This window comes from Nocardia sp. GTS18 (genome assembly GCF_013839555.1).
GTDB classification, from domain to species: domain Bacteria; phylum Actinomycetota; class Actinomycetes; order Mycobacteriales; family Mycobacteriaceae; genus Nocardia; species Nocardia rosealba.
Map to the genome: position 1 here is coordinate 113,546 of NZ_JACBIU010000005.1, position 24,335 is coordinate 137,880.

Below are 24,335 nucleotides of genomic sequence, written 5' to 3' on the forward strand. Positions count from 1 at the left end.
ACGTCGTCGCATCGGTCAGCTCCGCACCTCCGAGGCCGTCGGAGCCGAGGTGCCGGGGTCGGCCGATCGGCCGGCAGGCAGCGTGTAGGTCGCCGCGATCGACAACACGGCGACGACGAAGCAGGCGGCGGTGTACCAGAGGTTGCCGATGGGGTCGCCGTTGCCGGTCTCGCCGTCGGTCGCCGCGAAGAAATCGGGGAGGGCGGCGAGCCAGAGACCGGCGAAGACCAGTAGATAGAAGGTCGCGAAGCGCTGGACGAAGGGGTCGGTGTAGCCGGGGTCCGGGGTGGTGCCCCGGCGCAGGTCCGACCACTGGCGGACCATGACGACCGAGGCGACGACCATCAGCACCGCCAGTTCCAGTGCGTACACCACCCCGCGCACCGTGGTGCTGCTCATGCCGAGCACGGTCGCCGGAAGCGGCAGCACGAAGGTGCCCACCGAGGCGAGCAGGCCGATGACCACAGTGCGCCCGGTCAATTCGATGCCCGTGAACCGCTTGCCCGCGTCGACATGCCGTCCGACGAAGTACTGCACGCAGAACGCCAGCGACATCGGCCACAACGCGGCGAACACCACCACGCTGCCCATCGGTACCGAATCGAACATCGGTTGGTTGATCGGATTGTCCACCGACCACTCCCACCAGCGCAGTTGCGGCCCGAGGTGGTCGAAGATCTCGTAGAAGGCGTGGTGCACGAAGCCGACGCAGGTGGCGCCGATCAGCACGCCGAACCGGCGGAAGATGCCGAGCATGCGCACCAGGCCGAAGGCCATCGTCGCCATCAGCGGATAGATCGCGATGATGTAGATCGGCAGGCGGCCCCACAGGAAGTCGACGGTGAACACGTTGTGCGCGAACATCGTGTCGACGTGGTCCTCGATGCCGAACGCGGCGGGGAAGTACAGCGGCGGCTCGATGATGAACAGGTACGCGGTCGCGCCGAACCACAGGACGAGGTTGGTCGGGTCGCCGTGGCGGCGCAGGCGGACGATCGCGAACCAGAGCGCCAGCACCGCACCGAGCACGATGGTCAGTTCGAGAACGGGCAGGGTCCAGTTCTCCAGCCCGAACGGGCTGCGGAACTCGACGAGTCCACCGGCCTCCTCACAGGAGAAGCCGAGTTGGACCGCGAGGTCGGCGAAGGTGGGGGAACAGTGTTCGGCCATGGGTCGGCCCTTCTAGGAGCTCACGGAATCGGCGGTGTACCAGCGGGTGACGTCGTAGCCCTCGTCGTAGCGGCGGAACCACTCACCGGCCAGGTCGGGCAGCTTCTCGTGTGCGGGGTTGTGCCCCGGCGTCTGGCTGCGGATGATCCCGCCCAGGGCGACGAGTTGTTCCTTCAGGCCCAGATCGTCGAAGGCGCGCGGCATCGTGCCGTTGTCGGCGGGGCGCAGGCCGGGCAGCAGGCGGCGCAGGGTCTGCTGATTGCGGTAGCTCGCGAACATCGACAACGCGTCGACCTGCCGGTCTTCCAGTGGCACATGTTCGTTGAAGCCCGCGCAGGCCACCCGGATCACCCGCAGCACGTGCCGGAACACCGACGGCGCCACCCGCATCCGGTACAGCTCGCTGTTCACGACCGAGTTGAAGATGATCAGCGCCGAACTGCGGTGCTCGACCTCCTCGACGAAATGCCAGATGAACAGCGAGGCCACCCGGTCGTCACCGGGGGCGAACAACGTGGAGTCGTTGTCGAGCATCAGCTTGAACACCGGGGTGAAGGTGGCCTCGAGGTCGGCGGTGTAGGCCAGGCGATACTTCACCGGGGTGCTCGCGGTGAGTTGGTCGAACTCGCGGATCACCGCGTCGAGGGTCTGCTGCAGGCCCGGGTAGCGCCGGATCAGACCTTTCACATGCTGGCGGTGCGCGGTGGAATGCTGACCCTCCTGACGCATGAACGCGTCGGCCTCCTCGGCCACCTCGGGGTCGGTGATCTGTGGTTTCGCCTGGTTGATGAGCTGCACGATCATCTTCTCGAAGCCGATCGCCAGGAACGAGACGGCGTTGGCCATCGAGGAGAACGCCGGGTTCTGTGGGTTCCACAGAAACGGCACGTCGTAGTCGGCGAACGCGAAATCCATCTTGCGGACGTGAAGTTCGGTCACGGTGAGTACCTCGTTGTTCGGGCGTGCGCCGGTCCGGCCGCCACTCGGTTGGGTGAGGTAATCATACGACTGTACGTTCGTCTGTATGATTACTTTGGCGGAATCCGCTGTGACCTGCGCTTGTGCTAGCGTCCACCGGGTGGCGCGCAGACGGGGATGGGGCGGTAGTCCGCCGGGGGACGACGCGGAGGCGACGCGCCGGATCGTCGCGGCGGCAGTCGAATTGATCGGGCGCACCGGGGCGGAGATCAGCATCGCCGATGTCGCGGAATCGCTCGGTGTCATCCGGCAGACGGTCTACCGGTACTTTCCGAGCGCCGACGCGCTGATGACGGCCGCCGCGATGGCGTCGGTGGAGGGTTTCCTCGACCGGCTCGCGGCGCAGGTGCGCGGGCTCGGTGATCCGGTGGAGGCGATGGTCGAGGCGGTGGTCTACACGCTGGCCGAGGTGCGCCGCACACCGCACCTTGGCATCCTGCTGTCGAGTTCCTACTCCAACGTCCGCCCGGACAGCCTCACCTCCGAGGAGGCGCAGGCCTTCGGCATGACCATGATCCGGCGGTTCGACGTGGACTGGGCCGCGCACGGCTACGACGAGCAGGCGCTGCGGGAACTGGTCGAATACGTCCTGCGGACGATGCAGTCGTTCTTCTTGTCGCCCGGTGACCCGCCGCGCACCGACGACGAACTACGCCGTTACCTGCGGCGGTGGATGGGCACGGCCATCAGCGCTCAGACCGCGGCCGGACAATTCCTCGAGCGCTGAGGCCGCTGCTGTTTTCTGGCGTGTCCCGCGGGGGCGGCCGACGAGGACTCCGTGCGATGACGTCGTTGGCATCGCGGTGGAGCGTCGGCCCGACCCCGCGGGTGCACCGGTGTCGACACCGTGACCGAAAAACATTGCTCTCCCGGACCGTTCGGCGCCTCGTACAACGGGCCGGTCGAGCACCACATCAGGGTGGTTCCCGCTGGGTGACGGCTCAAACGTGGTTCGCCGTGGCTGGTTGAGGACGGATTCACCGGGTAGGCAGCGGATATGGAGATTCTGGTGATTCTCGCCGTGGTCGTCGTGGTGGCGGCCGTCGTGCTGTGGCGCAAGACGCGCGGTGGACCCAAGCCGCCGGACGAGCCCGAATGGACGGGCAATCCGCCCCGCTGAGCGTTTCCGGCTCAGGGTTTTCTCGCCACGACCAGGACGTTCTTCCCGAACAGCTTGCCGGTCACCGACTGCAGGGCCTTGCTGAGCGGGAAGACGACCCGGTCGTAGAGCTTGAGCGCGCGCACATTGATGCTGCCGTCGTCGTTGCCGAGCAGCTTGTAGGCCATGGTGGCGAAGAACCCGATCGGATCGCAGTAGCGCGAATCCACCACCTCGAGCCCGGCATTGCGCAGAATCCGGTTCAGCTGCGTGCGCCGGTAACGGCGGTAGTGCTCGACTTTCACATCCATCGAGGAGAACAGCATCTCGAGCGCGGGCACGTAGATCACCATCGTGCCACCGGGCCGCAGCAGTGACGCCAGGTGTTCGGCGGCTTCCTGGTCGTTCTTGATGTGCTCGAAAACGTTGAAAGAGTAGATGAGTCCGTATTTTTCGGCCTCGGGCGGTTCGGTCTCGCAATCGACGACTTTGTAGCCCTTCGCCAGCAGCACCTTCTGCAGGTCGGGGTCGGGTTCGAGACACTCGGGGAAGATCTCGCGTTCGGCGAGCAGATCGGCGTAGGTGCCCTGCCCCGCGCCGAAATCGAGCACTCGCAGATCCGGTGTGGTGACATGGTTTTCGACGCAGTCGAGGAGAAATTTGTTGTAGTTGATCGCTTCGGCCATCACCTCGAGGTTGTCGCACCCGGTGTAGGCGAAATTGCTGCTGGTCACGCTCGGTCCCCTCAATTCATCGAAATGTGTGAGTCCGTCCGTTCGAGCGGCCATGATGCCACGTCGCGGTCACAATGGTCGTCGAACACCCGTACCGAGCAGGGAGTGACCGTGTCCACCGTCTTCGAAGAATCGGGCGCGGTCGCGGCCCGTCGCCTCGTCGTTGCCCTCGGCGCGGCGATTGTGCTCGCCGTCGCGTTCGTGCTCGCGCCGCCCGTCGTGGCGGGGTGGTTGCCCGGTGCCGATTTCGCCGACGAGCACGCACTGCGCGCGGGATTCCGGTCCGCGTTCGTCACGTATTGGCAAGCAGGACAGGCGGAATTCACGCCCGAGCTGCAGGCGGCGGTGGACTACTGGTTCTGGTACCACCTCGTGAAGGCGGCGGTGGCGTTCCTGTGGTCGATCGTGCTCGTCGCGCTCGGGGTGATGCTGTGGCGGTCCTCGCTGGGTACCCGGCAGCCGAAGCGAACGATGTTCGCGGTGGCGGGGGTGATCACCACGCTGGTGCTCGCGGTAGCCGGGGTGGCGGTGCTCGCCAATATTCAAGGGGCCGTGACACCGTTCGCGTCCTTGCTGCCGATGGCGGTCGACGGTGCGGCCGACGCGCCGCCGGCCGGGGTACTGACCGAGGTGGGGCAGGGGCTCGACAGCTACCCCGGTGGTCCGGCGCCGCTGGAGGTGATGGTCGAGGACTTCGCGCGCTATCACGTCGCGATGGCCGTGCTCGCTGCGGTGGCGTCGGCCGGACTCCTCGGGCTCGGTGTCGTGCTGTGGCGGCGTCGCGCAGGCGCGGCCGGTCGCGTCCTCGGTGCCTATGCCCTGGCAGCGGCAGCCCTCGGCCTGCTGTTCGCGGTGGTCACGGTCGCCAACGTGACCACCGCGCTCGATCCGGCCCCGGGGCTCGCCGCCCTCATGACGGGTGGCTGGTAGTCAGCGAGCCTGCCAGTTCGGGCTGCGTTTCTCGACGAACGCCATCAGGCCTTCGCGGACGTCCGCCGAGCGGGTGAGTTCGGCGATCTCGCGGTCGGACCGGTCCCAGGCTTCGTCGTCGGGCAGGGCGCCGTCGACGATGCCGAGCGCTACCCGCTTACTCGCCTGCACCGCCAGCGGCGCGTTCGCCGCGATCCGCGCGGCCAGCTCCAGCGCGGTGTCGAGGACCCGGTCGGCGGGAACCACCCGGTTGACCAGACCGAACTCCAACGCGCGTGCGGCGGTGATCGGCTCGCCGGTCAGGATCATCTCCATGGCGACCTTGCGCGGCAGCTGTTCGGGCAGCCGGAACGCGCCACCCGCGGCGGCGAAGAGACCACGTGCCACCTCGGGCAGCCCGAACGTGGCGGTCGACGCGGCGACGGCCAGGTCGCTGGCCAGCACCAGCTCGGTGCCGCCACCGAGCGCGAGCCCGTTCACGGCCGCGATGGTCGGCTTGCTGATGGGATGGCGCATGTAACCACCGATGCCCCAGTGTTCGTGTCCGGCCGCCAGAATCGACTCACCGCGCCCGAGTGCGCGCAGATCCGCCCCGGCGCAGAAGGCCCGGTCGCCGGCGCCGGTGAGGACGAAGGCCCGCACGGCCCGATCGTTGTCGGCCTGTTCCAGGGCCGCGCCGAGCTGGGCGCTGACCTCCCCGTCGATCGCGTTCATGGCCTCGGGCCGGTTGATGACGGCGACGAGCACATGCTCGTGCATCTCGACGAGAACGGCGCTCACGATCGACTCCTGCCTTCGTTGTCCCGGCCGGTCGTGGACGGAACCCGACCGACAAGTACCACGCCGCAAGTAGGCTCCGAAAAAAATTCGCGAAAGAATTTCCGGCGGGTGTCGATTCGCGCGGTGCCCGTTCGACCTACGGATGAACGCAGCGCCCACCAGGGGCACCGACCCGAAGGAGACACACCATGAAGTACATGCTGATCATGCGCGCCACCGACGAGGCCTTCGCCGAGTTCGAGAACGTGAGTTTCGAGGAGATGCTCGACACCATGGGCAAGTTCAACGACGAACTGATCCGCGCCGGCGTGCTCGTCGCCGCGGAAGGGCTCGAGGACGCCGCCGAGGGCGTTGTCGTCGACTACTCGTCCGAGCCGCCGGTGGTCACCGACGGTCCCTACGGCGAGACCAAGGAACTGTTCGGCGGGTACTACATCCTCAACGTGGCATCGAAGGAAGAGGCCGTCGAGTGGGCCAAGCGGATGCCGATGACCGGTCCCGGCATCAAGACCGAGATCCGGCGGGTGCCCTCCATCGACGAATTCCCCAAGGACAACGTCTGGGTTCAGAAGGAACGGGCCTGGCGCGAGTCCACCGGACAGCTCTGAGGCGATGACGGAGCACACCGGACGTGCGGCGGTCGCCGCCGTGTGGCGGATCGAATCGGCGCGCATCGTCGGCGCGCTGGCCCGCTACACCGGCGACTTCGCGATGGCCGAGGACCTCGCCCAGGAAGCACTGGCCGAAGCCTTGGTGACGTGGCCGCGCGACGGTGTGCCCGCGCATCCGGCCGGGTGGTTGCTCACCACCGGACGACGGCGCGCGATCGACGCGTTCCGCCGTCGCGCCGCCCTGGACGAGCGCTACACCGCCCTCGCCACCGGACTCGGCGAGGGCGGTGCGTTCACCGGCGGCGAGCCGGCCCCCGCCGGTGAACCGGTGTGGGATCCCGAGCAGATCGACGACGACGTCCTCGCCCTGATCTTCATCGCCTGCCACCCGGTGCTCTCGCGCGAGGCGCGGCTGGCGCTGACCCTGCGCGTGGTCGGCGGTCTGACCAGCGACGAGATCGCCGCGGCCTGCCTGGTGCCGACCGCGACCGTGCAGGCACGGATCACCCGAGCCAAGAAGACCCTCGCCGCGGCAAGGGTGCCGTTCGAGGTGCCACCGCTCGCCGAACGTCGCGAGCGGCTCGGCTCGGTGCTCGGCGTGATCTATCTGATCTTCACCGAGGGATCGACGGCGAGCAGCGGCGGCGACCTGATCCGGTTCGACCTCGCCGGGGAAGCGCAGCGCCTGGCGCGGGTGCTCGCGCGGCTGATGCCCGGCGAACCCGAGGTCTTCGGTCTGCTCGCCCTGCTCGAACTCACCGCCGCCCGGTTCCCTGCCCGCACCGGACCCGACGGCGAACCGGTCCTGCTCGAGCAGCAGGACCGGCATCGCTGGGATCGGACCGCGATCCGGCGCGGCCGTGCCACCCTGGCCAAGGCCGAACAGGTCGGGCGTGGGCTCGGTGCCTACGGGCTGCAGGCCGCGATCGCCGAGTGCCACGCCGTCGCCCCGTCGGTCGAGCGGACGAACTGGGAGCGCATCGTGCTGCTGTACGAGGCACTCGGCAGGCTCGCGCCCTCACCGGTGGTCGAACTGAACCGGGCCGTCGCGGTGTCGATGGCCGCCGGAGCCGCCGCGGGCCTCGCCGTCGTCGACGAGCTGTCGGCCGGGGGAGCGTTGTCGTCGTCGCATCTGCTGCCGAGCGTGCGTGGGGAACTGCTGATCCGCCTCGGTCGCGTCGAGGAGGCGCGCGGCGAGCTCACCGAGGCGATCCGACGCTGCCGCAACGACCGCGAGAAGGCCGTGCTCGCGGGCAAACTCCAGGCACTCTGACCACAACGACACACAAGCGTAAAGTTTTGTCCGCGTACCGATCGGGTAGTCCGGAATGGCGACGACGAGAGGTTTGTGGATGTCTCAGGAATCGAAATCGGTGTTGCACCGGGCAATCGGTGCATCGGCGATCGGAAATGCGGTCGAATGGTTCGACTACGGCGTCTACGCCTACCTCGCCACCTATATCGCGGCATCGCTTTTCCCCGGTGACGGTACCGGATCCAGCGTTATCTATACGCTGCTCGGTTTCGCGGTCTCCTTTCTGATCCGCCCGATCGGCGGCATGATCTGGGGCCCGCTCGGCGACCGCATCGGCCGCAAACGCGTGCTCGCGATGACCATCATGCTGATGGCCGGTTCCACCCTCGCCGTCGGTCTGATCCCGAGCTACGAGGTCATCGGCATCGCCGCGCCGATCCTGCTGTACGCGCTGCGCATGGTGCAGGGTCTGTCCGCCGGCGGCGAATACGGCGGCGCCGCAACGTTCATGGCGGAATACGCGCCCGACCGTAAGCGCGGTTTCTACGGCAGTTTCCTCGAAGTCGGCACACTCGCCGGTTTCACGCTCGGCAATCTGACGGCGCTACTGCTGGTGAATGTGCTCGACGGTGCGAGCATGGAATCGTGGGGCTGGCGCATTCCGTTCCTGATCGCCGCACCGCTCGGCCTGATCGGTATGTATCTGCGCAGCCGGGTCGAGGACACCCCGGTATTCCGCGAAATCGAGGCGAAAGACGAGACCGAGGAAACGGTCGGGGTCTATCGCGATCTGCTGACCAAATACCTGCGCCCGGTGCTTACTCTTTTCGGTCTGGTCATCGCCTTGAACGTGGTGAATTACTCGCTGCTGAGCTACACACCGACCTATCTCGGCAACACCATCGGTATGGCGGAATCCGATGCGCTGCTCGTGCCGCTGATCGGCCAGATCGTGATGCTGCTGACCCTGCCGTTCCTCGGTGCGCTGTCGGACCGGATCGGTCGCAGGCCGATGTGGTTGTTCTCCTGCGCGGCACTGATGATCACGGTGATCCCGGTGTACATCCTGATCGGCACCTCGCTCACCGGCGCCATCGTCGGCTTCGCCATCCTCGGCCTGCTCTACGCGCCGCAGCTGGCCACCATTTCGGCGACCTTCCCGGCCATGTTCCCCACCATCGTGCGGTTCGCGGGTGTGGCGATCGGCTACAACGTGGCCACCTCGATCTTCGGTGGCACCGCGCCGGTGATCAACCAGTCGCTCATCGAGCTGACCGGCGACAACCTGTTCCCGGCCTACTACATGTTCGGCGCGTGTCTGGTGGGTCTGATCGCGGCCTACTTCCTCATCGAGACCAAGGGCATGTCGCTGCGTGGCACCCAGGTGCCCGGTACGCCGGAAGCCCTCGAGGAACAGCGCGAGCTCGGCGAGCCGGTGGAACTCGTCGAGGGGCTGGACCCTGCTGTCCCGGTGAAGTAGGTCCTCAGGACCGGAACACCGCGAGTGCCTCGTCGCCGAGGTGCGGCCCGCTCACCTCGATGGTCACATTCGAGCTGGCGACCACGTCGGCGCAGCTCAGGGTGAAGCTGGGTCCCGCCCCGAGGATGGGCCCGAACTCCGAGGCCGCCGCCGCGAACACGATGCGCCCCACTTGGGCCCACACCATCGCGGCGGCGCACATCGGGCACGGCTCGCCGCTGGCGTACACGGTGGCGCCTTGCAGCGCCTCCGCCTTGCCGGTGGCGGAGGCGACGGTGATCGCGACCAGTTCGGCGTGGGTGGTGACATCGCCGGTGGTGGCGACGGCGTTCGCGGATTCGGCGAGCACCGTACCGTCGCGGTCGACGGTGACGGCACCGAACGGCCGGTCACCGAGCACCGCCGCCTGGGCAGCGAGGTCGATGGCCCGGCGCAGGTAGGCGATGTCGGTGTCGGTGAGTGTGGTCATGCGCTGAGCTCCACTTCCGTTCCGCGGCCCTCGGCGCGGGCCTTGTCGATGAGCAGGCGGGCGGTGACGAGATCTTGCAGGCCGATACCGACCGAGTTGAACAGAGTGATGTCGCCTGGGTCGGCCCGGCCGGTCGCCCGGCCGAGAATCACCTGGCCCAGTTCGGTGCCCACCTCGGTTTCGGTGATCGCGCCGTCGGCGATGGCCAGCAGCGTGTCGCCCGACTTGGTGAGCGTTGTCGCGACCGAGTCTACGATCACGCGCGCCCGGCGCATGGCAGCCCCGTCGACCTCGCGGTGATCGGCGCGTGGCGGGGCGCCGACCGCGTTCACGTGCAGCCCCTCGCCGAACCAGGCACCGCGCACGATCGGCTCCCGTGCGGGGGTGAGGGTGCACAGCACGTCGGCCGCCCGTGTGACCGACTCCGGTGAGGGCATCGCCCGCACCTCGAGTCCGAGGTCGGCGATCGCACCACGGAACCGCTCGACGGTGGCGGCGGACCGCGACCAGACCAGCACGGTCTCGATGTCGCGCACCCGGGCGACGGCGCGGGTGTGCTCGATCGCCAGCGCGCCGGCTCCGATCAACCCCAGTGTGGAACTCTCCTGCCTGGCAAGGTATTTGGTTGCCACCGCGCTGGCGGCGGCAGTACGCACGGCGGTGACGAGCCGGCCGTCGACGAGGGCCTCGCAGCCGCCGTCGAGTGCGGAGGTCACCAGGATCACCGAGCGTTGCACCGGCAGTCCACGTTCCCGGTTGGCGGGGAGGTCGGCGAGCAGTTTCACGGCGGCCGCGCCGGCGGTTTCGGCGGCGGCGACCATCGGCACGAAGGCGGTGGCGCCGACACTCACCGCGGGCGGCGCGGGGACTACCGCCGTGCCGAGCGCGAGGTCGGCGTGTGCGCGTTCGACGGCGGCGAGCACCGCCGCGCGATCGATCAGGGCGGCCACATCGGAATGCGACAGGATCAGAGTCATCGATGGCTCCTCGGAGGCGCTGGATCAGGAGGTTCGGGCGAAGGCGACGGTCAGGTCGCGCGGTGAGCGGCTGTTACCGACCAGACCGCTCACGGCGACGATCGCGATCAGATACGGCAGCATCACCAGCAGCGCGAACGGCACGTCGACACCGAGCGCGGGTAACGCGAACTGCAATGCCTGGGCGATGCCGAAGAACACCGACGCCCAGATGACGCCGAGCGCCCGCCACCGGCCCGCGATCACCGCGACCACGGCCAGATACCCGATGCCACCGGTCATGTTGTCGCTGAACGAGTGCACTTCCGAAAGCGCCAGCTGCGCACCGCCGAGGCCCGCGGCGAACGCGGCGAGCAGCACGCAGCCGTAGCGGACGGCGCGCACGGGCAGGCCGGTGCGATCGGCGGCCACGGCGTCCTCGCCGATCGCGTCGATCACCAGACCCATTTTGGTGCGGCGGGAGAACACGAACGCCGACCCGGCGACAAGGGCGATGCACAGGTAGCCGAGTGCGGTCTGCCCGAACAGTGCCGGACCGATGACCGGAACATTGTGCAACACAGGAATTCTCAGTGCCTCGAAGCCAGGAACGCTGTGGCCTTTGCCATCGGCGAGCAGCAGGCGGGCGCCGTAGGTGGTCGCGCCGAGGGCGAGTGCGTTGCTCGCGATGCCGACGACGATCTGGTCGGCACGCAGTCCGACACTCCAGACGGCCTGTAGCGCACCGAATATCACTGCGGCCAGCACAGCGGTGGCCGTGCCGAGCACGGGCGACCCGGTGGCCACCGCACCGAGTACGCCCGCGAACGCGCCGGTGAGCATCATCGCCTCGAGACTCAGGTTGAGCACGCCCGCGCGCTCGCTGACCAGCTCACCGCTCGCCGCGATGAGGATGGGCAGCGTGAAGCCGATGCCGCTGGTGGCGATGTCGGTGACCGTGTCGAGGCTCATCGGCTCGCTCCTGCCGGTTCGGGGGTGTTTGTGTCGGAAACTGGTTGTGGCGCAACGTATTTGCGTGTTCGCGATGTCCAGATGGCAGCGCCGGCGATGAAGACGATCATCAGGGACTCCACGATCGCGATGGTCGAGGCGGGCACGTTCGCGGCCAGTTGCAGGTTGATCCCGCCGGAGACGAGGAATCCGAGTAACAGCGACACCGCGACGACGGCACTCAGGGAGCCACGCGCCAGCAGCCCGACGACCAGCCCGGAGAACCCGTATCCGGAGGAGAACCCCTCGGCGAGGACGAACGGCGCCGTCGCCACCAGCAGCCCGCCCGCGCCACCCGCGAACGCGCCCGCTGCCGAGAGGCTGAGGAAACGTAGTCGGCCGACCGGCAAACCCAGCCGCGCCGCCGCATCGGGATTGAGCCCGACCGCGCGCAAGCGGGTGCCGAGTGCGGTGTGGCGCACCAGGATCGCGGTGCCGAACGCGGCGACCACGGCGATCCACAGGGCGATGGTCGCGGGTGAGCGTTCGATGCCGAGCAGCGGCAGATGTGCGGCCGCGGTGAGCTGCTCGGATTGCGGCAGGGTCTCCGAGGAGGTCACCGGTTGACGCAGCAGCGCGGGCTCGTGCACGACGAGCAGCACCAGCGCCAGGCCGACGAAGTTGAGCAGCAGCGTGGTGATGATCTCGCTGGTGCCGCGGGCGACCCGCAGATACGCCGCGATCGCGGCCCACAGCCAGCCCGCGGCCGCCGCCCCGAGCAACACCGTTGGCACCGTGATCGCGGCGGGCGTGCCGGTGAGGGTGGTGCCGATCGCGGTGGCGGCGATCCCACCGGCGCAGATCTGGCCCTCACCACCGACATTGACCAGCCCGGCGCGGTGGGCGATGGTGAACCCGACGGCCACCAGCATCAGCGTGGCCGCGACATTGAGCGAGGCGCCGACCGCGTAGTCGCTGCCGAACATGCCCTCCCACAGCGCCGTCATCGTGGCGCCGGGGGCGGCGCCCGCGACGGCGGCCAGGATCAGTCCGATCACTCCGGCGGCCAGCATGGCCGCGACAGCGACGACGAGCGGGTGGTGCCCCGCGGAGAGCTTGCCGGGGCCGCGCGGAACGCCCCGCGACGCCGGTCGAGATGGGGTCTCGGTCGCTGTGGTCCGACCCGGTGCGCTCATGCCGCGACTCCCATCATCAATTCGCTGATCTGTTGTGCGGCACCGGGATCGGTGGTTTCGACGGGCCCGGCCAGTTCCCCGCGATAGGCGACGAAGATTCGGTCGCACAGGGCGAGCAGTTCGGGTACCTCGCTCGATACCACCAGCACGCCGCAGCCACGCGCGGCCGCGTGCCGCAGCTGCGTCAGCACGAAATCGACTGCGCCGATGTCCAATCCGCGCGTCGGCTGGGCAGCGACCAGGCAGCGCAGATTCGCCGCCGACAGTTCGCGCGCCAGCACGACCTTCTGCTGATTGCCGCCCGACAGCGATCCCATCGGCACCCACGGACCGGCCGCGCGTACATCGAAGTGGTCGAGTTCGGCCTGCGCGGCGCGACCCATGGCCTGTTTGTCGAGGAGGCCGAAGCGGCGGAACCGGCCGAGACTGCCGAGGAAAAGATTCTCGGCCAGCGTCATGTCGGCGACCATGCCGTCGCGGTGGCGATCTTCGGGGACGACGCCGAGACCGAGCGATGTTCGGGTGGCTGGGTTCGCTGTGGTGATGTCGGCTCCGGCGAGCGAGACAGTGCCCGCCCGCACCGGGGTGCCACCGGCCAGCACCGCGACGAGCTCGCTCTGCCCGTTGCCCTCGACGCCCGCGATCCCGACGATCTCGCCCGGCCGCACGGCCAGGCTCGCTTCGTCGAGCGCGATACTGCCGTCGGCTCGGTGGACGGTCACCCGGTCGACGGTGAGGACCGCTGCGGGCTGGTTCGATTCGTGCGTTGTGACGGTTTCGCCGCGGCGTCGACCGGTGGTCCTGTGCTCGCCCGCAGCCGGGCTCGTGGTGGGGTCGGTGGCGACCGAGGTGGCTGAACCGGGTGCGGTCAGGACCTGGGCCGGCTCGCCCGGATCCAAGCCGATCGTCGCCGCCACGGTCGGGTCGAGATCGGTGGCCTCGCGGCCGACCATCGCGGTGAGTAACTCGGAAATCGTGGTCTCGGGGAGCGGTCCACCACCGGCGACCGTGCCACGGCGCAGCACCGTCGCGGCATCGGCGACCCTGGCGACCTCGCCCAGTTTGTGCGTCACCAGGACCACGGCCTTGCCGTCGGCGGCGATGGCGCGGCAGGTGTCGATCAACGCGTCGATCTCGGCCGGATCGAGCACTCCCGTCGGTTCGTCGAGCAGGATCAGCGCCGGATCGCGCAGCAGGGCCTTGACGATCTCGACCTTCTGCCGGGCGCCCACCGGCATCGTCGCGACCTGCTGGTCGAGATCGATGCGCAGCCGATAGCGGCTAGCGATCTCGTCGAGACGGCTGGTCAGATCCCTGCGGCGCAACCGCGACCCGTGCTGGGTGAGCAGCAGATTCTCCGCGACGGTCATGGTGGTCACCAGGCTGAAGTGCTGATGCACCATGGCGACGCCCGCCCTCATCGCGGCGGCAGGCGAGTCGGGACGGAAGGCATTGCCGCCCAGTTCGATTCGTCCGGTATCCGCGGGGTAGCCACCGAACACGAGATTGCACAGCGTCGACTTGCCCGCGCCGTTCTCGCCGAGAACGCAGTGGACGGTGCCGGATTCGACGGTGACGTCCACGTCGTGCAATGCCCGGACCGCGCCGAAGCTCTTTCCGACCCCGTGCAAGGTCAATGCGGGAGTGCTCATCGCCATCAGTACGGCTTCACCGCGCCGGTGGACAGTGCCGTCTTCGCCTTGGCGAGCGCGTCGGCGACCGCGGGCTGCTTGTCGCACAACACGAAATCGGTGCCGTCGTTGGGCGAGGTGAGCCCGAAGCGCACGTTCTCGGCCTTCCACGTGTTGTCGAGCGCCGCCTTCACCGCGTACTCGACCTCGGCGCCGATATCGGTGTGCACGTAGCCCAGATACACGGGATCGGTGCAGTCACCGGGGATCGGACCGCCGACCAAGGTGGCACCGGCCTGTGCCGCTGCCTGCTCCAGGCCCGCCTTGCCCAGGTTCACGATCTGGCCGAGCGCGCCCGCGCCCGCACCGTAGTCGGCCAGCGCGGCCTGCTTGGCCTTGGCCGGGTCGTTGAAATCGCCGACGTACTGCGGAGTCAGCACCCGGGCGTCCGGCTTCGCGAACCGCGCGCCGTTACCGAAAGCGTTGGCGGCGTTGACGATCGCGGGCAGTTCGACGCCGCCGACGAAGGCCACCGCGCCGGTCTTGGATCCGGCCGCGGCCACCGCGCCACTGAGGAACTCGGCCTCGGCCTGCTGCGGGTCGTAGTAGGCCAGGTTGGCCATCGGCTTCGCGTCGGCGGGCCCACCGATCTCCACGAACTTCACACTCGGAAACTGCGGTGCCACCTTGCGCACATCGGCATCGGTCTGGCCGCCGAGCGCGATGACCAGATCGTTGGTCGAGGCGAAACGGACGAGCGCCTGCTGGTAGTCGGCCGCCGCCACCTGCTCGACCTTGCTCAATTCGACCTTGTCGCCGAGGGCTTCGGCGACGCGCTGGTAGCCGAGATACCCCGACTGCATGAAGCCGGTGTCGGAGAGCGAACCGGGGAAGAACACGCCGACCTTCAGCTTGCCGCCCGCCGCTGCGGTATCGGCGGAGCCGCAGGCCGACAACAGGGCAGCGGCGGCGAAGGCGGCCGAGCCGAAGGCGATCGCGCGCCGGGTGGAGTTGTGCACGAGGTACTCCTTGATCGAACGAACCGCTCACTTAGCGGTATACCGTTAAGTGTCAGCGTGCGGTCCTCGAATGACGGCCGGATTACCGAAAAGTAAGAATCGGTCGCTCGGTCCTCACGCGGCTACCGTGGAGTCGGATGCGGGGCGGAAGGATGGTGTGGTGGCGGAACCGGTCAAGAAGTCGCTGCGAGATCAGGCGTACGAGGAACTGCGGGATCGGATCATCGATCTGCGGTTGAGTCCGGGGCAGCGGTTGGTGGAACGCGATCTCGCCACCGAGCTCGACATCTCCCGGATTCCGCTGCGCGAAGCGCTGCATCTACTGGAACGTGAAGGTCTGGTGGTGATCGTGCCTCGGCAGGGCGCGATCGTCGCCCCGTTCACGGTCGCCGATGTGCGCGACCTGTTCGACGTGCGCGAGAGCCTCGAGGTGCTGGCTGCTCGGCTGGCCGCCGAACGAGCCGAATCCGCCGACCTCACCGCGCTGCGCGGCCAGCTCACCGCCGCCCGACGGGCCACCGAACGCGGCGAGCAGGCCGCCATCGCGGCCGCCAACGCCGGATTCCACGCGCTCATCGTGGAGATCTCCGGCAACCCGCTGCTGCAATCGCTGTTGCGGCCCTTGGAGTCTCGCGTGCGGTGGCTGTTCCACCTCACCAAGGAACGCGACCCGGGCACCCAATGCGACGAACACGAAGCGCTCTACGCCGCGATCGCGGCAGGCGATCCGCAGGCCGCGGCCGACATCGCCTATCGCCATGTCGCCTCCGGGCGCGAACCAAGCCTGGCTCTCGCCGAGCAGTGGGCGACGCCCGCCATCGACCCGGTCAGCGCCACCCGCACGCGTCAGCGCACCACGAACCGCGACAAATCGGCGTGATCAGCCGCCGCCCGCCGGTGCTCGGCCGGCGGCGGCCGCACGATGGAGGGCACTGCGTGCCGCGCGCACGGCCGGATGGTCGCCGGTGCCGTTGCGGTAGGCGAGACGGGTGCGGCGGCGAATCGGCAATGCGGTGAGGGCGAGCCGCTCCGGCGGTGCGTACAGCGCCAGGCCCGGGATGATCGCGGCGCCCGCACCGGCGGCCACAAGGGCGAGCACCGTGTCGAAGTCGTCGGCGTGATGACGCACGCGCGGTGTGAAACCCGTTGCCTGACAGGCGCGGATCGTCATCGTGTGGCACAGCGTGCCGGGGGTGCCCGCGATCCAGGGTGAGTCGCGGTTGGCGCGCAACGGGTCGTCGGCGGGCGCCGGGTCGCGGGTGGCGAGAAAGACCGTTTCGGTGTGCAGTGGTTCGGTGTGCAACGCCCGGTCGGTGTCGGCGGGCACCAGGTCGTAGTCGTGGGTGAGCGCGATGTCGAGGGTGCCTGCCCGCAGGGCGTCGGGTACGTCGGCCGGGTCGATCTCGGTGACGGTCAGTTCCAGGCGGGGGTGTTCGGTGCTGAGGGCGACCAGGGCGGGGGAGAGCAGCGTACGCGCGGCGGTGGGGAACGCGCCGATGCGCAGCGTGCCGACCAAAGCGGTCCGCGCACCGGCCAATTCGGCGTCCGCGCGTTCGAGGGCGGCGAGCACGGTCTCGGTGTGGCCGACCAGCAGGTGGGCGGCGGGGGTGAGGGTCACCCGGCGGCCCGACCGCTCGAGCAGTGCGACGCCCGCGTCCTTCTCCAGCGCGCTGAGCTGCTGGGACACCGCCGACGGCGTGTAGCTGAGCGCTTCGGCGACCGCCGCGATGGTCCCGCGGTGAGCGAGTTCGCGCAGCAGGCGGAGTTTGCGGACATCGAGCATCAGTTCAGCTTACGTTCTTCGTCATGAACGTGAACTGGACCTTACGGTCGCGGGGTTCGACGATGGAGTCATGACATCGCTGCACGGCCTGTTCGTCCCCCTGGTCACACCCTTCACTGCCGACGGCGCCCTCGCTCCCGACGCACTCCGTGCGCACGCGCACACGGTTCTCGACGCGGGCGCCACCGGGCTCGTCGCGCTCGGCACGACCGCCGAACCGTCGGCGTTGACGCCAGCCGAACGCGCCGAGGTACTCGACATCTGCGCCACGGTGTGCGCCGAACGGGACGCGCCGTTGATCGTGTGCGCGGGCGGCAACGCCACCGCCGAGGCCGCCGCCGCGGTGGCTGCCGTGCCGTCGTCCGCGGCCGCGGTGCTGTCGGTGGTGCCCTACTACGTCCGACCGAGCGAGGAGGGCGTGATCGCGCACTTCACCGCACTCGCGGCCGCGAGCCCGGCGCCGATCCTCGTCTACGACGTGCCGTACCGGACCGCGCGCCCGCTCGGCGCCGCAACGCTGATCCGGCTGACCGCCATCGCGAACATCGCCGGTTTCAAGCACGCGGTCGGTGGCATCACCGATGCCACCGTGGAACTGATGGCGACCGTGGGGGATCGGACCACTGTGCTGGCGGGTGACGACCGTTTCGCCTCGCCGCTGCTGGCGCTCGGTGCCGACGGCGCGATCCTCGCCGCGGCCAATGTCGCGCCCGCCGGGTACGCCGAACTGGTGCAAGCGTGGGGGACCGGCGATCTCGCGCGTGGCCGCGCGGTGGGTAGTCGTCTCGACGCCCTCGGTGCCGCCCTGTTCGCCGAACCGAACCCCACGGTCGTCAAGGGCGTACTCGCCGCGCGGGGCGAAATCCCCAGCGCGGCGGTGCGTCTGCCGTTGCTGCCCGCCTCGGCCGAATCGGTCGCGGCGGCGCTGTCGGCGGCCGGGACTCAGCCGTAGAGTTCGACGAACTTCGCCAGCGACCGTTCGAAGTCGCCGCGCAGTGCCTTGGCCACGGTCGAGCCGATCGGGCCGAACAGCGGCGCGCCGCCGAGTTCGACGGTCAGGTCGACCGCCGAACCGTCACCCTTGGGCTGCACGGCGAGATCGATGCCGAACTTGGTACCGCCGATGCCCGCGCCGGTCAACTTCAGCTTGTGCGGCGGCTGGGCCGTGCGCACCGTCCAGGTGACCTTGTTGCGGAACCCCTTGACCCGCGCCACGCCCACCAGCACGGTGCCCTCGGTGAGCTCTTCGGGGACGGTGCCGCGCCAGGCCTCGTGGATCGCCAGCCAGTCGCCGAGGTGCTCCAGGTCGGAGGCATGGTCCCACGCCTTGTCCGGGGCGAGGGGGACGTCGATGGTGAGCTTCAATTTGGCCACGGCGGGATAGTATCCGGTACTCCCGGTTCCGCGACCGCCGCATCCGGACCCTCGTGTCTTTCGACAACCCCGCGCCTGCGGAAATTGGGTAATATCAGCGGCAATTCCCGTGCCTGACAGCAGGTTCCATCTCGAATCGGTCACAGTGCTGCTACTGTGTGCGGGTCGCTGGAAGCGGGGACTGTCTATCGGGTATCCGGGATGGTTCCGTCGAGGGCGGCTGCCCGGGTGGAACGACGACGAAAGATCAGATGAACTCCGGAATCGCGGTGCTGTCGCTCATCATCGGAGCCCTGGTGGTCCTCGCGGCCATCGCTGTGGCTGTGCTCGCCATGCACAACGAGCGCAAACAACGCGCACGCGCCGACGCCGCCAAGCGGGAGCGTGAACTGTGTGAGGCGGCGGTACATCACCTCGCCCAGATCACCCTGCCCGCCATCACCGATGCCGTACGGCGACACGACATTCCGTCGGTCGCGGTGGAGCTGCCCGCCGAACTGCGTGATGCGCCCCTCGGCGAGTCGCTGCAGGCGATCGCGACCGGCCACGCCGACGACCTGCGCGTCGTCGCCGAGGAAACACGGGCCATGGTCGAACGCTACGGCGAGCAACGCCGCGTCGCCGAGATCCAGGCCGCCCGCGAGGAGACCCGCACCGAACTGCAGGCGTCGTCCCGCGCGGCGACCAGTGCGGCGGTCCGCTCCTTCGGCACCTCGGTGGTGAGCCTCGGCACCGACCTCGGCCAGGTGGTGAGTACCGCGCTGCGCGAGCACCGCGACGACGCCGTCTACGAGACACTCACCCGCATCGACCACACCGTGCAGCAGATGATCCGGCAGGCGCAGTCCTACGTGATCGTCTCCGGTGGTCTGCCGGGCAGGCGCTGGCCACAGCAGTCGCTCACCGACGTCGCGGGCGGTGCCACCGGGCGCGTGCGTGAGTTCCTCCGGGTCCATTCGGCCCAATCGGAACGCATCGTCATCAGCCGTGCCGTCGAGCCGCTCGTGCACACGCTGGCCACCCTGCTCGACAACGCGCTGCGGTACTCGCCGCCGTCTTCGTTCGTCGAGGTCGGGTTCCAGGAAGGCCATCACGGCGTCACGATCATCGTCGACGACGCGGGCATGCGGATGAGCCCCGAGCAGCTCGAGGACGCGCGTCTGGTGCTCAGCGGTGAACGCTCGGTAGACATCCACGACCTCGGGCCTGCGCCCAAGGTCGGTTTCCCCGGTATCGCCGCACTCGCACGCCGCTACGGCTTCTCCGTGCATGTCGACGGTCCCAATATCTACGGTGGCATGCGCGCGATGGTCTATGTGCCGTCGGCGCTGCTGGTGAGCGGAGAGGCGCCGAGAATCCCCGAACCCGAACTGGCCGCGCCCGCGCACATCCCGGTGCCCGTGCCCGACCCTGTCGAGACCGACGGCCCGCGCGCGGCCGTGCACGAAATCACCAGCGGTGGGCTGCCCAAACGGCGCCGCCGCCCGGTCGCCCCGGATTCGGCGGGGGTGACCACGGAAGTGGGGCAGGCTCGCCCCGACCTCGCCGCTGCCTGGCACAGCGGTTCCCGCAGCGGTCGTGCCGCTGCGGCCGAGCGATCCACGGAAGGAACAGCCGATGAGCACACCGGTAGCCGATAGCACCAACCGTTTGGCATGGCTGCTCGAGGATCTCGAGATCCCCGGCGTCCGCTTCGCCGTGTTGCTATCCGACGACGGCCTTCGTATCGCCCACTCCCGTGGCATCGCCAAGGACGATGCCGAACGGTTCGCGGCGGCCGCTTCCGGTCTACGTTCGCTCGGTAAGGCCCTCGGTGAGTTCTGCGGGTCACCGGCGAACACAGTGCGCCAGAACATGACCGAATACGACGAGGGCATGATCATGATCACCGCCGCCGGTGTCGGCGCGCTGCTCGGTGTCGCGACCACCGCCGATGTCGACGTGGCGCTGGTGGCGCACCGGATGAACGAACTGGCCGCGCGGGTCGGCCACGAGATCGGTGCGGCGCCACGGCACGGTGTCAGGTAATGAGCCGAGGCAGGCGTGACCCCGACCTGGTCAGGTCCTATGTGCGCACCGGCGGCCGGACAAGGGCCGCGCACGAACTCGATCTGGTGACCCTCGTACGCGCCGTCGCCGACCCGCGTGCCGATCACCGACCCGACGAGCGCCGGGTACTCGCGCTCACCAGCCGCCGTGGCGCGCTGTCGATCGCCGAACTCTCGGCGTATCTCGACCTGCCCGCCTCGGTGGTGAAGATCATCGTGTCCGATCTGCTCGACAGCGGACATCTACACTGCCCCACCCCGGCCGAGGTGAAGCCGGAGCTGGCGTTGATCAAGGAGGTGCTCCATGGTCTCCGTGTCCTCGCAGGCTGAGGTCGACTACGTCGCCGAAACGGTGACCAGGTCGGTGAAGATCCTGGTCGCCGGCAATTTCGGCGTCGGCAAGACGACGTTCGTGTGCGCCGTGTCCGAGATCCGGCCGCTGCGCACCGAAGAGACGATCACCGAGGCGAGCATCGGTATCGACGATCTGGCCGGACTCGGCAGCAAGGTGCAGACCACTGTCGCCCTCGATTTCGGCAGGCTCACGCTGAATCCGCAACTGGCGCTCTACCTCTTCGGCACGCCGGGTCAGGAGCGGTTCGCGCCGCTGTGGGAGGAGCTGGCGCGCGGTGCGCTCGGCGCCCTCGTCCTGGTCGACACCCGGCGCATCGAGAAGGCCGACGACGTGCTCTCGGCGCTCGAACAACGCGGCGTCCCCTACGCGGTGGCGGTCAACGAGTTCGAGGGTTTCCGCCGCTACCCCCTCGACGAGGTGCGTGAGGCGCTCGACCTCACCCCCGACACCCCGGTGATCGCGGTCGACGCGCGACGCCGCGATCACGGTCTGCGTGCGCTGATCACGCTGGCCGAGTACCTATTTCAGAGGCAGGAAGCGGCAGTTCGGTGACCTTGCAAGACCTCGCGGCCGATGTCCGGGTACCGATGTATTCGCCCGAATTCGCGGCCGACCCGCAAGCTGCCTACCGGCAGATGCGGGAACGGTTCGGATCCCTTGTCCCCGTTGAACTCTCACCGGGAATCCGGGCCACCCTGGTGATCGGCTATCACACCGCGGTACGGATCCTCAACGATCCCGACCACTTCCCGGCCGACCCGCGCATGTGGGAACGCAACATCCCCAAGGACTGCCCGGTGCTGCCGATGCTGCAGTTCCGTCCCGCGGCCCTGCGCACCACCGGTGCCGAGCACGCCCGCTACCGGCAGGCCAATGTGGCAGGTCTGGCCGGGGTCGACCTGTACGCGATGCACAGCACGGTCGAGCAGTTCGCCATCCCGCTCATCAACAGTTTCTGTGCCGCCGGCTCGGCGGACCTGTTGAGCCAGTACGCGTTTCCGCTGGTGTTCCAGGCGCTGAACTCGATGCTCGGCTGCACGCCCGAGATCGGTCAGCAGGTGGCCACCGGGATGTCGCAGATCTTCGAGGGCGGCACCGACGCCGAGGCGGGCAACAATCTGGTGGCCAACGCCCTGGCCGACCTGGTCGGGCTGCGCAAACACGAGCCGGGCGACGATGTGGCGACCCGGCTGCTGCAGCACCCGGCGGCGCTCACCGACGAGGAACTGGTGCACCAGCTGCTGGTGCTCTACGGCGCGGGCATCGAGCCCATGCTCAACCTGGTGGTCAACACGCTGCGCCTGATGCTCACCGACGACCGCTTCGCCGGCGATGTACTCGGCGGCAGTATGTCGACTCGCGACGCCCTCGACGAGGTGTTGTTCACCGACCCGCCGCTGGCCAACTTCTGCATGACCTACCCCAGGCAGCCGACCCTCATCGAGGACACCTGGCTGCCCGCGCACGAACCGGTCGTCATCAGCATGGCGGCCTGCAACAACGATCCGGCCATCGCGGGCTTGGACGTGATCCACAATCGCGCCCACCTGTCGTGGAGCACCGGCCCGCACGGTTGCCCCGCGAAATCGGTCGCGTACCTCATCGTGCAGGACGCCATCGATCAGCTGCTCGACGCCCTGCCGGAGATCCGTCTCGCCGTACCCCCCGAAGAGCTGGTCTGGCGCCCCGGCCCGTTCCATCGGTCCCTGGCCGCGCTGCCGGTCGTCTTCCCGAATACACCGCCCCTGCCGATGCCCTGATCGAGTCGACGCGGAATTTCAGGAGTCGCTCGAGATTCGCTCATACCGCCCACCACCGGAACTGCCCGGGTGGTGGGCGGTTGTCGTTTGTCCCCGAGCAAACTGCCGACGACGTCCGGCAAACAGCGCCGATTCTCTCAGCTGCGTAATTAGCCGAGATATTGCCGGGAGAGCGAACCGGTTGGTTCTCCTGACGGAATTCGCTGGATTCGCAGAATGGTCCTTTGTGTGGAAATACCGGCGGGTAAGCGAATTCTTCGCCGACGCGCCTGTTGACCGCTGATCTTCTTGCGCCTACTGTCCCAGTCAGTTCGTATCGAACTGTTCTTTATCGCCGCTCGAAATGGTCCACGGATGGCACGCCGGCCCCTGCTGTCCATTTCCGTGTGTGTTTCAAGGGAGTATTGATAGTGAGAAGTCGAATTGTCGTGGTCGCCGGCGCGCTCGCCTTGGTGCCCGTCGCTACTCTGTTCACCCCGCCCTCGGTCGCGAATGCGCACGGCTGGGTCACCGGCCCGGCCAGCAGGCAGGAACAATGTGTGCGCGGCCTCGTCGCCTGCGGTGCGGTGAAATACGAGCCGCAGAGTGTCGAGGGGCCGAAAGGGCTCACCAATTGCAGCGCGAACAAATATCCGGAACTCGACGACGACAGCCTCGGCTGGATTCCGCAGCGGGTTTCCGGCAGTGTCACATTCACCTGGAAGAACACTGCCAATCATCGCACCGCCGACTGGGAGTACTTTATCGGGAATACCCGGGTCGCCGTGATCGACGGGCGAAACGAGCAGCCCCCGATGGAGGTCACCCACACCATCGACCTGTCGCAGTACTCCGGTCGGCATAAATTGCGCGCGGTCTGGAACATCGGAGACACCGCAGCGGCCTTCTACAGTTGTGTCGACCTCGAGATAAGTGGCGGCACCCCACCGGCAACGACCACGCAGCCGCCGGCGCCGACCACCACCCCGCCCGCGCCGCCGACCACCACGAAACCGCCGGTGACCACCACGAATCCACCGGCCACCAGCACCGCCCCGCCGACGACCTCCCAGCCGGGTGGGGGACACGAACACCCCACAACGACAGCACCGGCGGCATCGGCGTGGCGTCAGGGCGCCACCTACGCCATCGGCGACAGGGTCACCTACCAGGGCGTCACCTACACCTGCCGCCAAACCCACACCGTCCACGACCCCAACTGGACCCCGCCGAACACCCCGGCCCTCTGGTCGCGGGGGTAGCTGGGCGAATGCGAGCGATTCGGGTGTTTCTCCCACCATCGGTGTGCGGATGGGGCCAGGATTGGGAAAACCTCGCCGGCCTCGCGTTCGGCCGGCCTCGCAGCACAAGGACGTGAGATATGAGTGACAGGATTTGCGGTGTGGCCGTCGCGGCCGTCGGAACGGTCGTCGCGGCAGTGATTTTCGGTGCGCCGACGGCTTCGGCCGGGGTGTCACAACTGACGGTGAATCCGAGTTTGAGCGTGGGAAGTTCCACGAACTACGGCACCGGGTGCACGCACTACCTCGAGGCTCGGCTCAGTGTCGGCATCGTTCCTGTCGCGTTCTACGACAACGGCACGCTGCTCGCGGTCGTGAACCCCACCGACGGCATCGCCACCATGCCGTGGGTGCCGTCGAGTGCCGGAGCGCACACCCTGGCCGCCGTCCAGGACGGCATCGGTCGCGCCGTCGACGTGAGCGTCGGCCGTGGGTACCGCTTCGGTGAGTCCTGCGTGGTCACCGGCGGCTGATGT

The 24,335-nt window shown here is 68.3% G+C and carries 27 protein-coding genes; 15 read left to right on the forward strand and 12 right to left on the reverse strand.

Going from position 1 to position 24,335, the window contains the following annotated elements; genetic code table 11:
• Positions 1–15 precede the first annotated feature (15 nt).
• Complete coding sequence (locus HYG95_RS08075; protein WP_181697378.1) at positions 16–1,170, reverse strand: hypothetical protein; 1,155 nt, start codon at positions 1,168–1,170, stop codon at positions 16–18.
• 12 nt (positions 1,171–1,182) lie between these two features.
• The gene (locus tag HYG95_RS08080) at positions 1,183–2,109 is read right to left on the reverse strand and encodes a metal-dependent hydrolase (protein ID WP_181697379.1); all 927 of its coding nucleotides are present in this window, start codon (positions 2,107–2,109) and stop codon (positions 1,183–1,185) included.
• A gap of 139 nt (positions 2,110–2,248) precedes the next feature.
• Between HYG95_RS08080 and HYG95_RS08085 the strand changes: the two genes are divergently transcribed.
• Together HYG95_RS08085 and HYG95_RS24715 are read left to right on the forward strand one after the other, a co-directional pair.
• Entirely contained in the window at positions 2,249–2,875 is a 627-nt protein-coding gene (locus tag HYG95_RS08085) for a TetR/AcrR family transcriptional regulator (RefSeq protein WP_067488834.1), read from the forward strand.
• Positions 2,876–3,145: 270 nt separating this feature from the next.
• Positions 3,146–3,268, forward strand: coding sequence for a hypothetical protein (locus tag HYG95_RS24715; RefSeq protein WP_255284010.1), 123 nt, complete (start codon positions 3,146–3,148; stop codon positions 3,266–3,268).
• An 11-nt stretch (positions 3,269–3,279) separates the two neighbouring features.
• On the opposite strand, the gene HYG95_RS08090 is transcribed toward HYG95_RS24715, so the two are convergent.
• Positions 3,280–3,981 (reverse strand): class I SAM-dependent methyltransferase, encoded by a 702-nt coding sequence (locus HYG95_RS08090; protein WP_181697380.1) that lies wholly within the window; start codon positions 3,979–3,981, stop codon positions 3,280–3,282.
• A gap of 111 nt (positions 3,982–4,092) precedes the next feature.
• Here HYG95_RS08090 and HYG95_RS08095 point away from each other — a divergent pair, with 111 nt between their 5' ends.
• A complete protein-coding gene (locus tag HYG95_RS08095; RefSeq protein WP_181697381.1) occupies positions 4,093–4,911 on the forward strand; it encodes a hypothetical protein in 819 nt (272 codons plus the stop codon).
• On the opposite strand, the gene HYG95_RS08100 is transcribed toward HYG95_RS08095, so the two are convergent.
• Positions 4,912–5,694 (reverse strand): crotonase/enoyl-CoA hydratase family protein, encoded by a 783-nt coding sequence (locus tag HYG95_RS08100; protein ID WP_370465728.1) that lies wholly within the window; start codon positions 5,692–5,694, stop codon positions 4,912–4,914.
• A gap of 185 nt (positions 5,695–5,879) precedes the next feature.
• Here HYG95_RS08100 and HYG95_RS08105 point away from each other — a divergent pair, with 185 nt between their 5' ends.
• The 3 genes from HYG95_RS08105 to HYG95_RS08115 all read left to right on the forward strand — a co-directional run bounded on the left by HYG95_RS08105 (position 5,880) and on the right by HYG95_RS08115 (position 9,037).
• A complete protein-coding gene (locus tag HYG95_RS08105) occupies positions 5,880–6,299 on the forward strand; it encodes a YciI family protein (RefSeq protein WP_181697382.1) in 420 nt (139 codons plus the stop codon).
• Between the two features lie 4 nt (positions 6,300–6,303).
• A complete protein-coding gene (locus HYG95_RS08110) occupies positions 6,304–7,575 on the forward strand; it encodes an RNA polymerase sigma factor (protein ID WP_181697383.1) in 1,272 nt (423 codons plus the stop codon).
• Positions 7,576–7,654: 79 nt separating this feature from the next.
• Positions 7,655–9,037: an MFS transporter gene (locus tag HYG95_RS08115; RefSeq protein WP_220139185.1), complete on the forward strand. Its 1,383-nt coding sequence runs from the start codon at positions 7,655–7,657 to the stop codon at positions 9,035–9,037.
• Between the two features lie 4 nt (positions 9,038–9,041).
• Here the strand turns inward: HYG95_RS08115 and HYG95_RS08120 are convergent, their stop codons facing one another.
• From HYG95_RS08120 to HYG95_RS08145, 6 genes are all read right to left on the reverse strand, one after another.
• Positions 9,042–9,506 carry a nucleoside deaminase gene (locus HYG95_RS08120; RefSeq protein ID WP_181697384.1) on the reverse strand — a complete coding sequence of 155 codons (465 nt, stop codon included), beginning with the start codon at positions 9,504–9,506 and terminating at the stop codon, positions 9,042–9,044.
• Entirely contained in the window at positions 9,503–10,483 is a 981-nt protein-coding gene (locus tag HYG95_RS08125; RefSeq protein ID WP_181697385.1) for an ornithine cyclodeaminase family protein, read from the reverse strand. Before HYG95_RS08125 ends, HYG95_RS08120 begins: the two co-directional genes overlap by 4 nt.
• A gap of 24 nt (positions 10,484–10,507) precedes the next feature.
• Positions 10,508–11,434, reverse strand: a complete 927-nt coding sequence (locus HYG95_RS08130) for an ABC transporter permease (protein ID WP_181697386.1) — start codon at positions 11,432–11,434, stop codon at positions 10,508–10,510.
• Positions 11,431–12,486 (reverse strand): ABC transporter permease, encoded by a 1,056-nt coding sequence (locus tag HYG95_RS08135; protein WP_255495083.1) that lies wholly within the window; start codon positions 12,484–12,486, stop codon positions 11,431–11,433. The genes HYG95_RS08130 and HYG95_RS08135 overlap by 4 nt, the downstream gene beginning before the upstream one ends.
• Before the next feature lie 119 nt (positions 12,487–12,605).
• Entirely contained in the window at positions 12,606–14,261 is a 1,656-nt protein-coding gene (locus HYG95_RS08140; RefSeq protein WP_181697387.1) for an ABC transporter ATP-binding protein, read from the reverse strand.
• A 5-nt stretch (positions 14,262–14,266) separates the two neighbouring features.
• Complete coding sequence (locus tag HYG95_RS08145; RefSeq protein WP_181697388.1) at positions 14,267–15,259, reverse strand: BMP family protein; 993 nt, start codon at positions 15,257–15,259, stop codon at positions 14,267–14,269.
• Between the two features lie 160 nt (positions 15,260–15,419).
• Between HYG95_RS08145 and HYG95_RS08150 the strand changes: the two genes are divergently transcribed.
• The gene (locus tag HYG95_RS08150; RefSeq protein ID WP_356983296.1) at positions 15,420–16,139 is read left to right on the forward strand and encodes a GntR family transcriptional regulator; all 720 of its coding nucleotides are present in this window, start codon (positions 15,420–15,422) and stop codon (positions 16,137–16,139) included.
• On the opposite strand, the gene HYG95_RS08155 is transcribed toward HYG95_RS08150, so the two are convergent.
• Positions 16,140–17,042 carry a LysR substrate-binding domain-containing protein gene (locus HYG95_RS08155; protein ID WP_181697390.1) on the reverse strand — a complete coding sequence of 301 codons (903 nt, stop codon included), beginning with the start codon at positions 17,040–17,042 and terminating at the stop codon, positions 16,140–16,142.
• A gap of 70 nt (positions 17,043–17,112) precedes the next feature.
• On the opposite strand from HYG95_RS08155, the gene HYG95_RS08160 reads away from it, so the two are divergent.
• Entirely contained in the window at positions 17,113–17,994 is an 882-nt protein-coding gene (locus HYG95_RS08160; protein WP_181697391.1) for a dihydrodipicolinate synthase family protein, read from the forward strand.
• Here the strand turns inward: HYG95_RS08160 and HYG95_RS08165 are convergent.
• Positions 17,985–18,416: an SRPBCC family protein gene (locus tag HYG95_RS08165; RefSeq protein WP_067488812.1), complete on the reverse strand. Its 432-nt coding sequence runs from the start codon at positions 18,414–18,416 to the stop codon at positions 17,985–17,987. The genes HYG95_RS08160 and HYG95_RS08165 overlap by 10 nt on opposite strands.
• A gap of 251 nt (positions 18,417–18,667) precedes the next feature.
• On the opposite strand from HYG95_RS08165, the gene HYG95_RS08170 reads away from it, so the two are divergent.
• The 7 genes from HYG95_RS08170 to HYG95_RS08200 all read left to right on the forward strand — a co-directional run bounded on the left by HYG95_RS08170 (position 18,668) and on the right by HYG95_RS08200 (position 24,332).
• Positions 18,668–20,056, forward strand: a complete 1,389-nt coding sequence (locus HYG95_RS08170; RefSeq protein WP_181697392.1) for a sensor histidine kinase — start codon at positions 18,668–18,670, stop codon at positions 20,054–20,056.
• Positions 20,034–20,444 (forward strand): roadblock/LC7 domain-containing protein, encoded by a 411-nt coding sequence (locus HYG95_RS08175; RefSeq protein ID WP_181697393.1) that lies wholly within the window; start codon positions 20,034–20,036, stop codon positions 20,442–20,444. The genes HYG95_RS08170 and HYG95_RS08175 overlap by 23 nt, the downstream gene beginning before the upstream one ends.
• Positions 20,444–20,794, forward strand: coding sequence for a DUF742 domain-containing protein (locus HYG95_RS08180; protein WP_067488806.1), 351 nt, complete (start codon positions 20,444–20,446; stop codon positions 20,792–20,794). The genes HYG95_RS08175 and HYG95_RS08180 overlap by 1 nt, the downstream gene beginning before the upstream one ends.
• Positions 20,769–21,371 (forward strand): ATP/GTP-binding protein, encoded by a 603-nt coding sequence (locus HYG95_RS08185; RefSeq protein WP_181697394.1) that lies wholly within the window; start codon positions 20,769–20,771, stop codon positions 21,369–21,371. Before HYG95_RS08180 ends, HYG95_RS08185 begins: the two co-directional genes overlap by 26 nt.
• Before the next feature lie 35 nt (positions 21,372–21,406).
• On the forward strand, positions 21,407–22,579 hold the full coding sequence (locus HYG95_RS08190; protein ID WP_181697467.1) for a cytochrome P450: 1,173 nt from the start codon (positions 21,407–21,409) through the stop codon (positions 22,577–22,579).
• 410 nt (positions 22,580–22,989) lie between these two features.
• Entirely contained in the window at positions 22,990–23,820 is an 831-nt protein-coding gene (locus HYG95_RS08195) for a lytic polysaccharide monooxygenase (RefSeq protein ID WP_181697395.1), read from the forward strand.
• A gap of 119 nt (positions 23,821–23,939) precedes the next feature.
• Entirely contained in the window at positions 23,940–24,332 is a 393-nt protein-coding gene (locus HYG95_RS08200; protein ID WP_181697396.1) for a hypothetical protein, read from the forward strand.
• Positions 24,333–24,335: the final 3 nt, after the last annotated feature.

Excerpts from the sequence above, each read along its gene's own strand:
- HYG95_RS08075 (WP_181697378.1), bottom strand. The coding sequence starts at position 1,170 with ATGGCCGAACACTGTTCCCCCACCTTCGCCGACCTCGCGGTCCAACTC.
- HYG95_RS24715 (WP_255284010.1), top strand. The coding sequence starts at position 3,146 with ATGGAGATTCTGGTGATTCTCGCCGTGGTCGTCGTGGTGGCGGCCGTC.
- HYG95_RS08105 (WP_181697382.1), top strand. The coding sequence starts at position 5,880 with ATGAAGTACATGCTGATCATGCGCGCCACCGACGAGGCCTTCGCCGAG.
- HYG95_RS08110 (WP_181697383.1), top strand. The coding sequence starts at position 6,304 with ATGACGGAGCACACCGGACGTGCGGCGGTCGCCGCCGTGTGGCGGATC.
- HYG95_RS08115 (WP_220139185.1), top strand. The coding sequence starts at position 7,655 with ATGTCTCAGGAATCGAAATCGGTGTTGCACCGGGCAATCGGTGCATCG.
- HYG95_RS08120 (WP_181697384.1), bottom strand. The coding sequence starts at position 9,506 with ATGACCACACTCACCGACACCGACATCGCCTACCTGCGCCGGGCCATC.
- HYG95_RS08125 (WP_181697385.1), bottom strand. The coding sequence starts at position 10,483 with ATGACTCTGATCCTGTCGCATTCCGATGTGGCCGCCCTGATCGATCGC.
- HYG95_RS08130 (WP_181697386.1), bottom strand. The coding sequence starts at position 11,434 with ATGAGCCTCGACACGGTCACCGACATCGCCACCAGCGGCATCGGCTTC.
- HYG95_RS08135 (WP_255495083.1), bottom strand. The coding sequence starts at position 12,486 with ATGCTGGCCGCCGGAGTGATCGGACTGATCCTGGCCGCCGTCGCGGGC.
- HYG95_RS08140 (WP_181697387.1), bottom strand. The coding sequence starts at position 14,261 with ATGAGCACTCCCGCATTGACCTTGCACGGGGTCGGAAAGAGCTTCGGC.
- HYG95_RS08155 (WP_181697390.1), bottom strand. The coding sequence starts at position 17,042 with ATGCTCGATGTCCGCAAACTCCGCCTGCTGCGCGAACTCGCTCACCGC.
- HYG95_RS08160 (WP_181697391.1), top strand. The coding sequence starts at position 17,113 with ATGACATCGCTGCACGGCCTGTTCGTCCCCCTGGTCACACCCTTCACT.
- HYG95_RS08170 (WP_181697392.1), top strand. The coding sequence starts at position 18,668 with ATGAACTCCGGAATCGCGGTGCTGTCGCTCATCATCGGAGCCCTGGTG.
- HYG95_RS08175 (WP_181697393.1), top strand. The coding sequence starts at position 20,034 with ATGAGCACACCGGTAGCCGATAGCACCAACCGTTTGGCATGGCTGCTC.
- HYG95_RS08180 (WP_067488806.1), top strand. The coding sequence starts at position 20,444 with ATGAGCCGAGGCAGGCGTGACCCCGACCTGGTCAGGTCCTATGTGCGC.
- HYG95_RS08185 (WP_181697394.1), top strand. The coding sequence starts at position 20,769 with ATGGTCTCCGTGTCCTCGCAGGCTGAGGTCGACTACGTCGCCGAAACG.
- HYG95_RS08190 (WP_181697467.1), top strand. The coding sequence starts at position 21,407 with ATGTATTCGCCCGAATTCGCGGCCGACCCGCAAGCTGCCTACCGGCAG.
- HYG95_RS08200 (WP_181697396.1), top strand. The coding sequence starts at position 23,940 with ATGAGTGACAGGATTTGCGGTGTGGCCGTCGCGGCCGTCGGAACGGTC.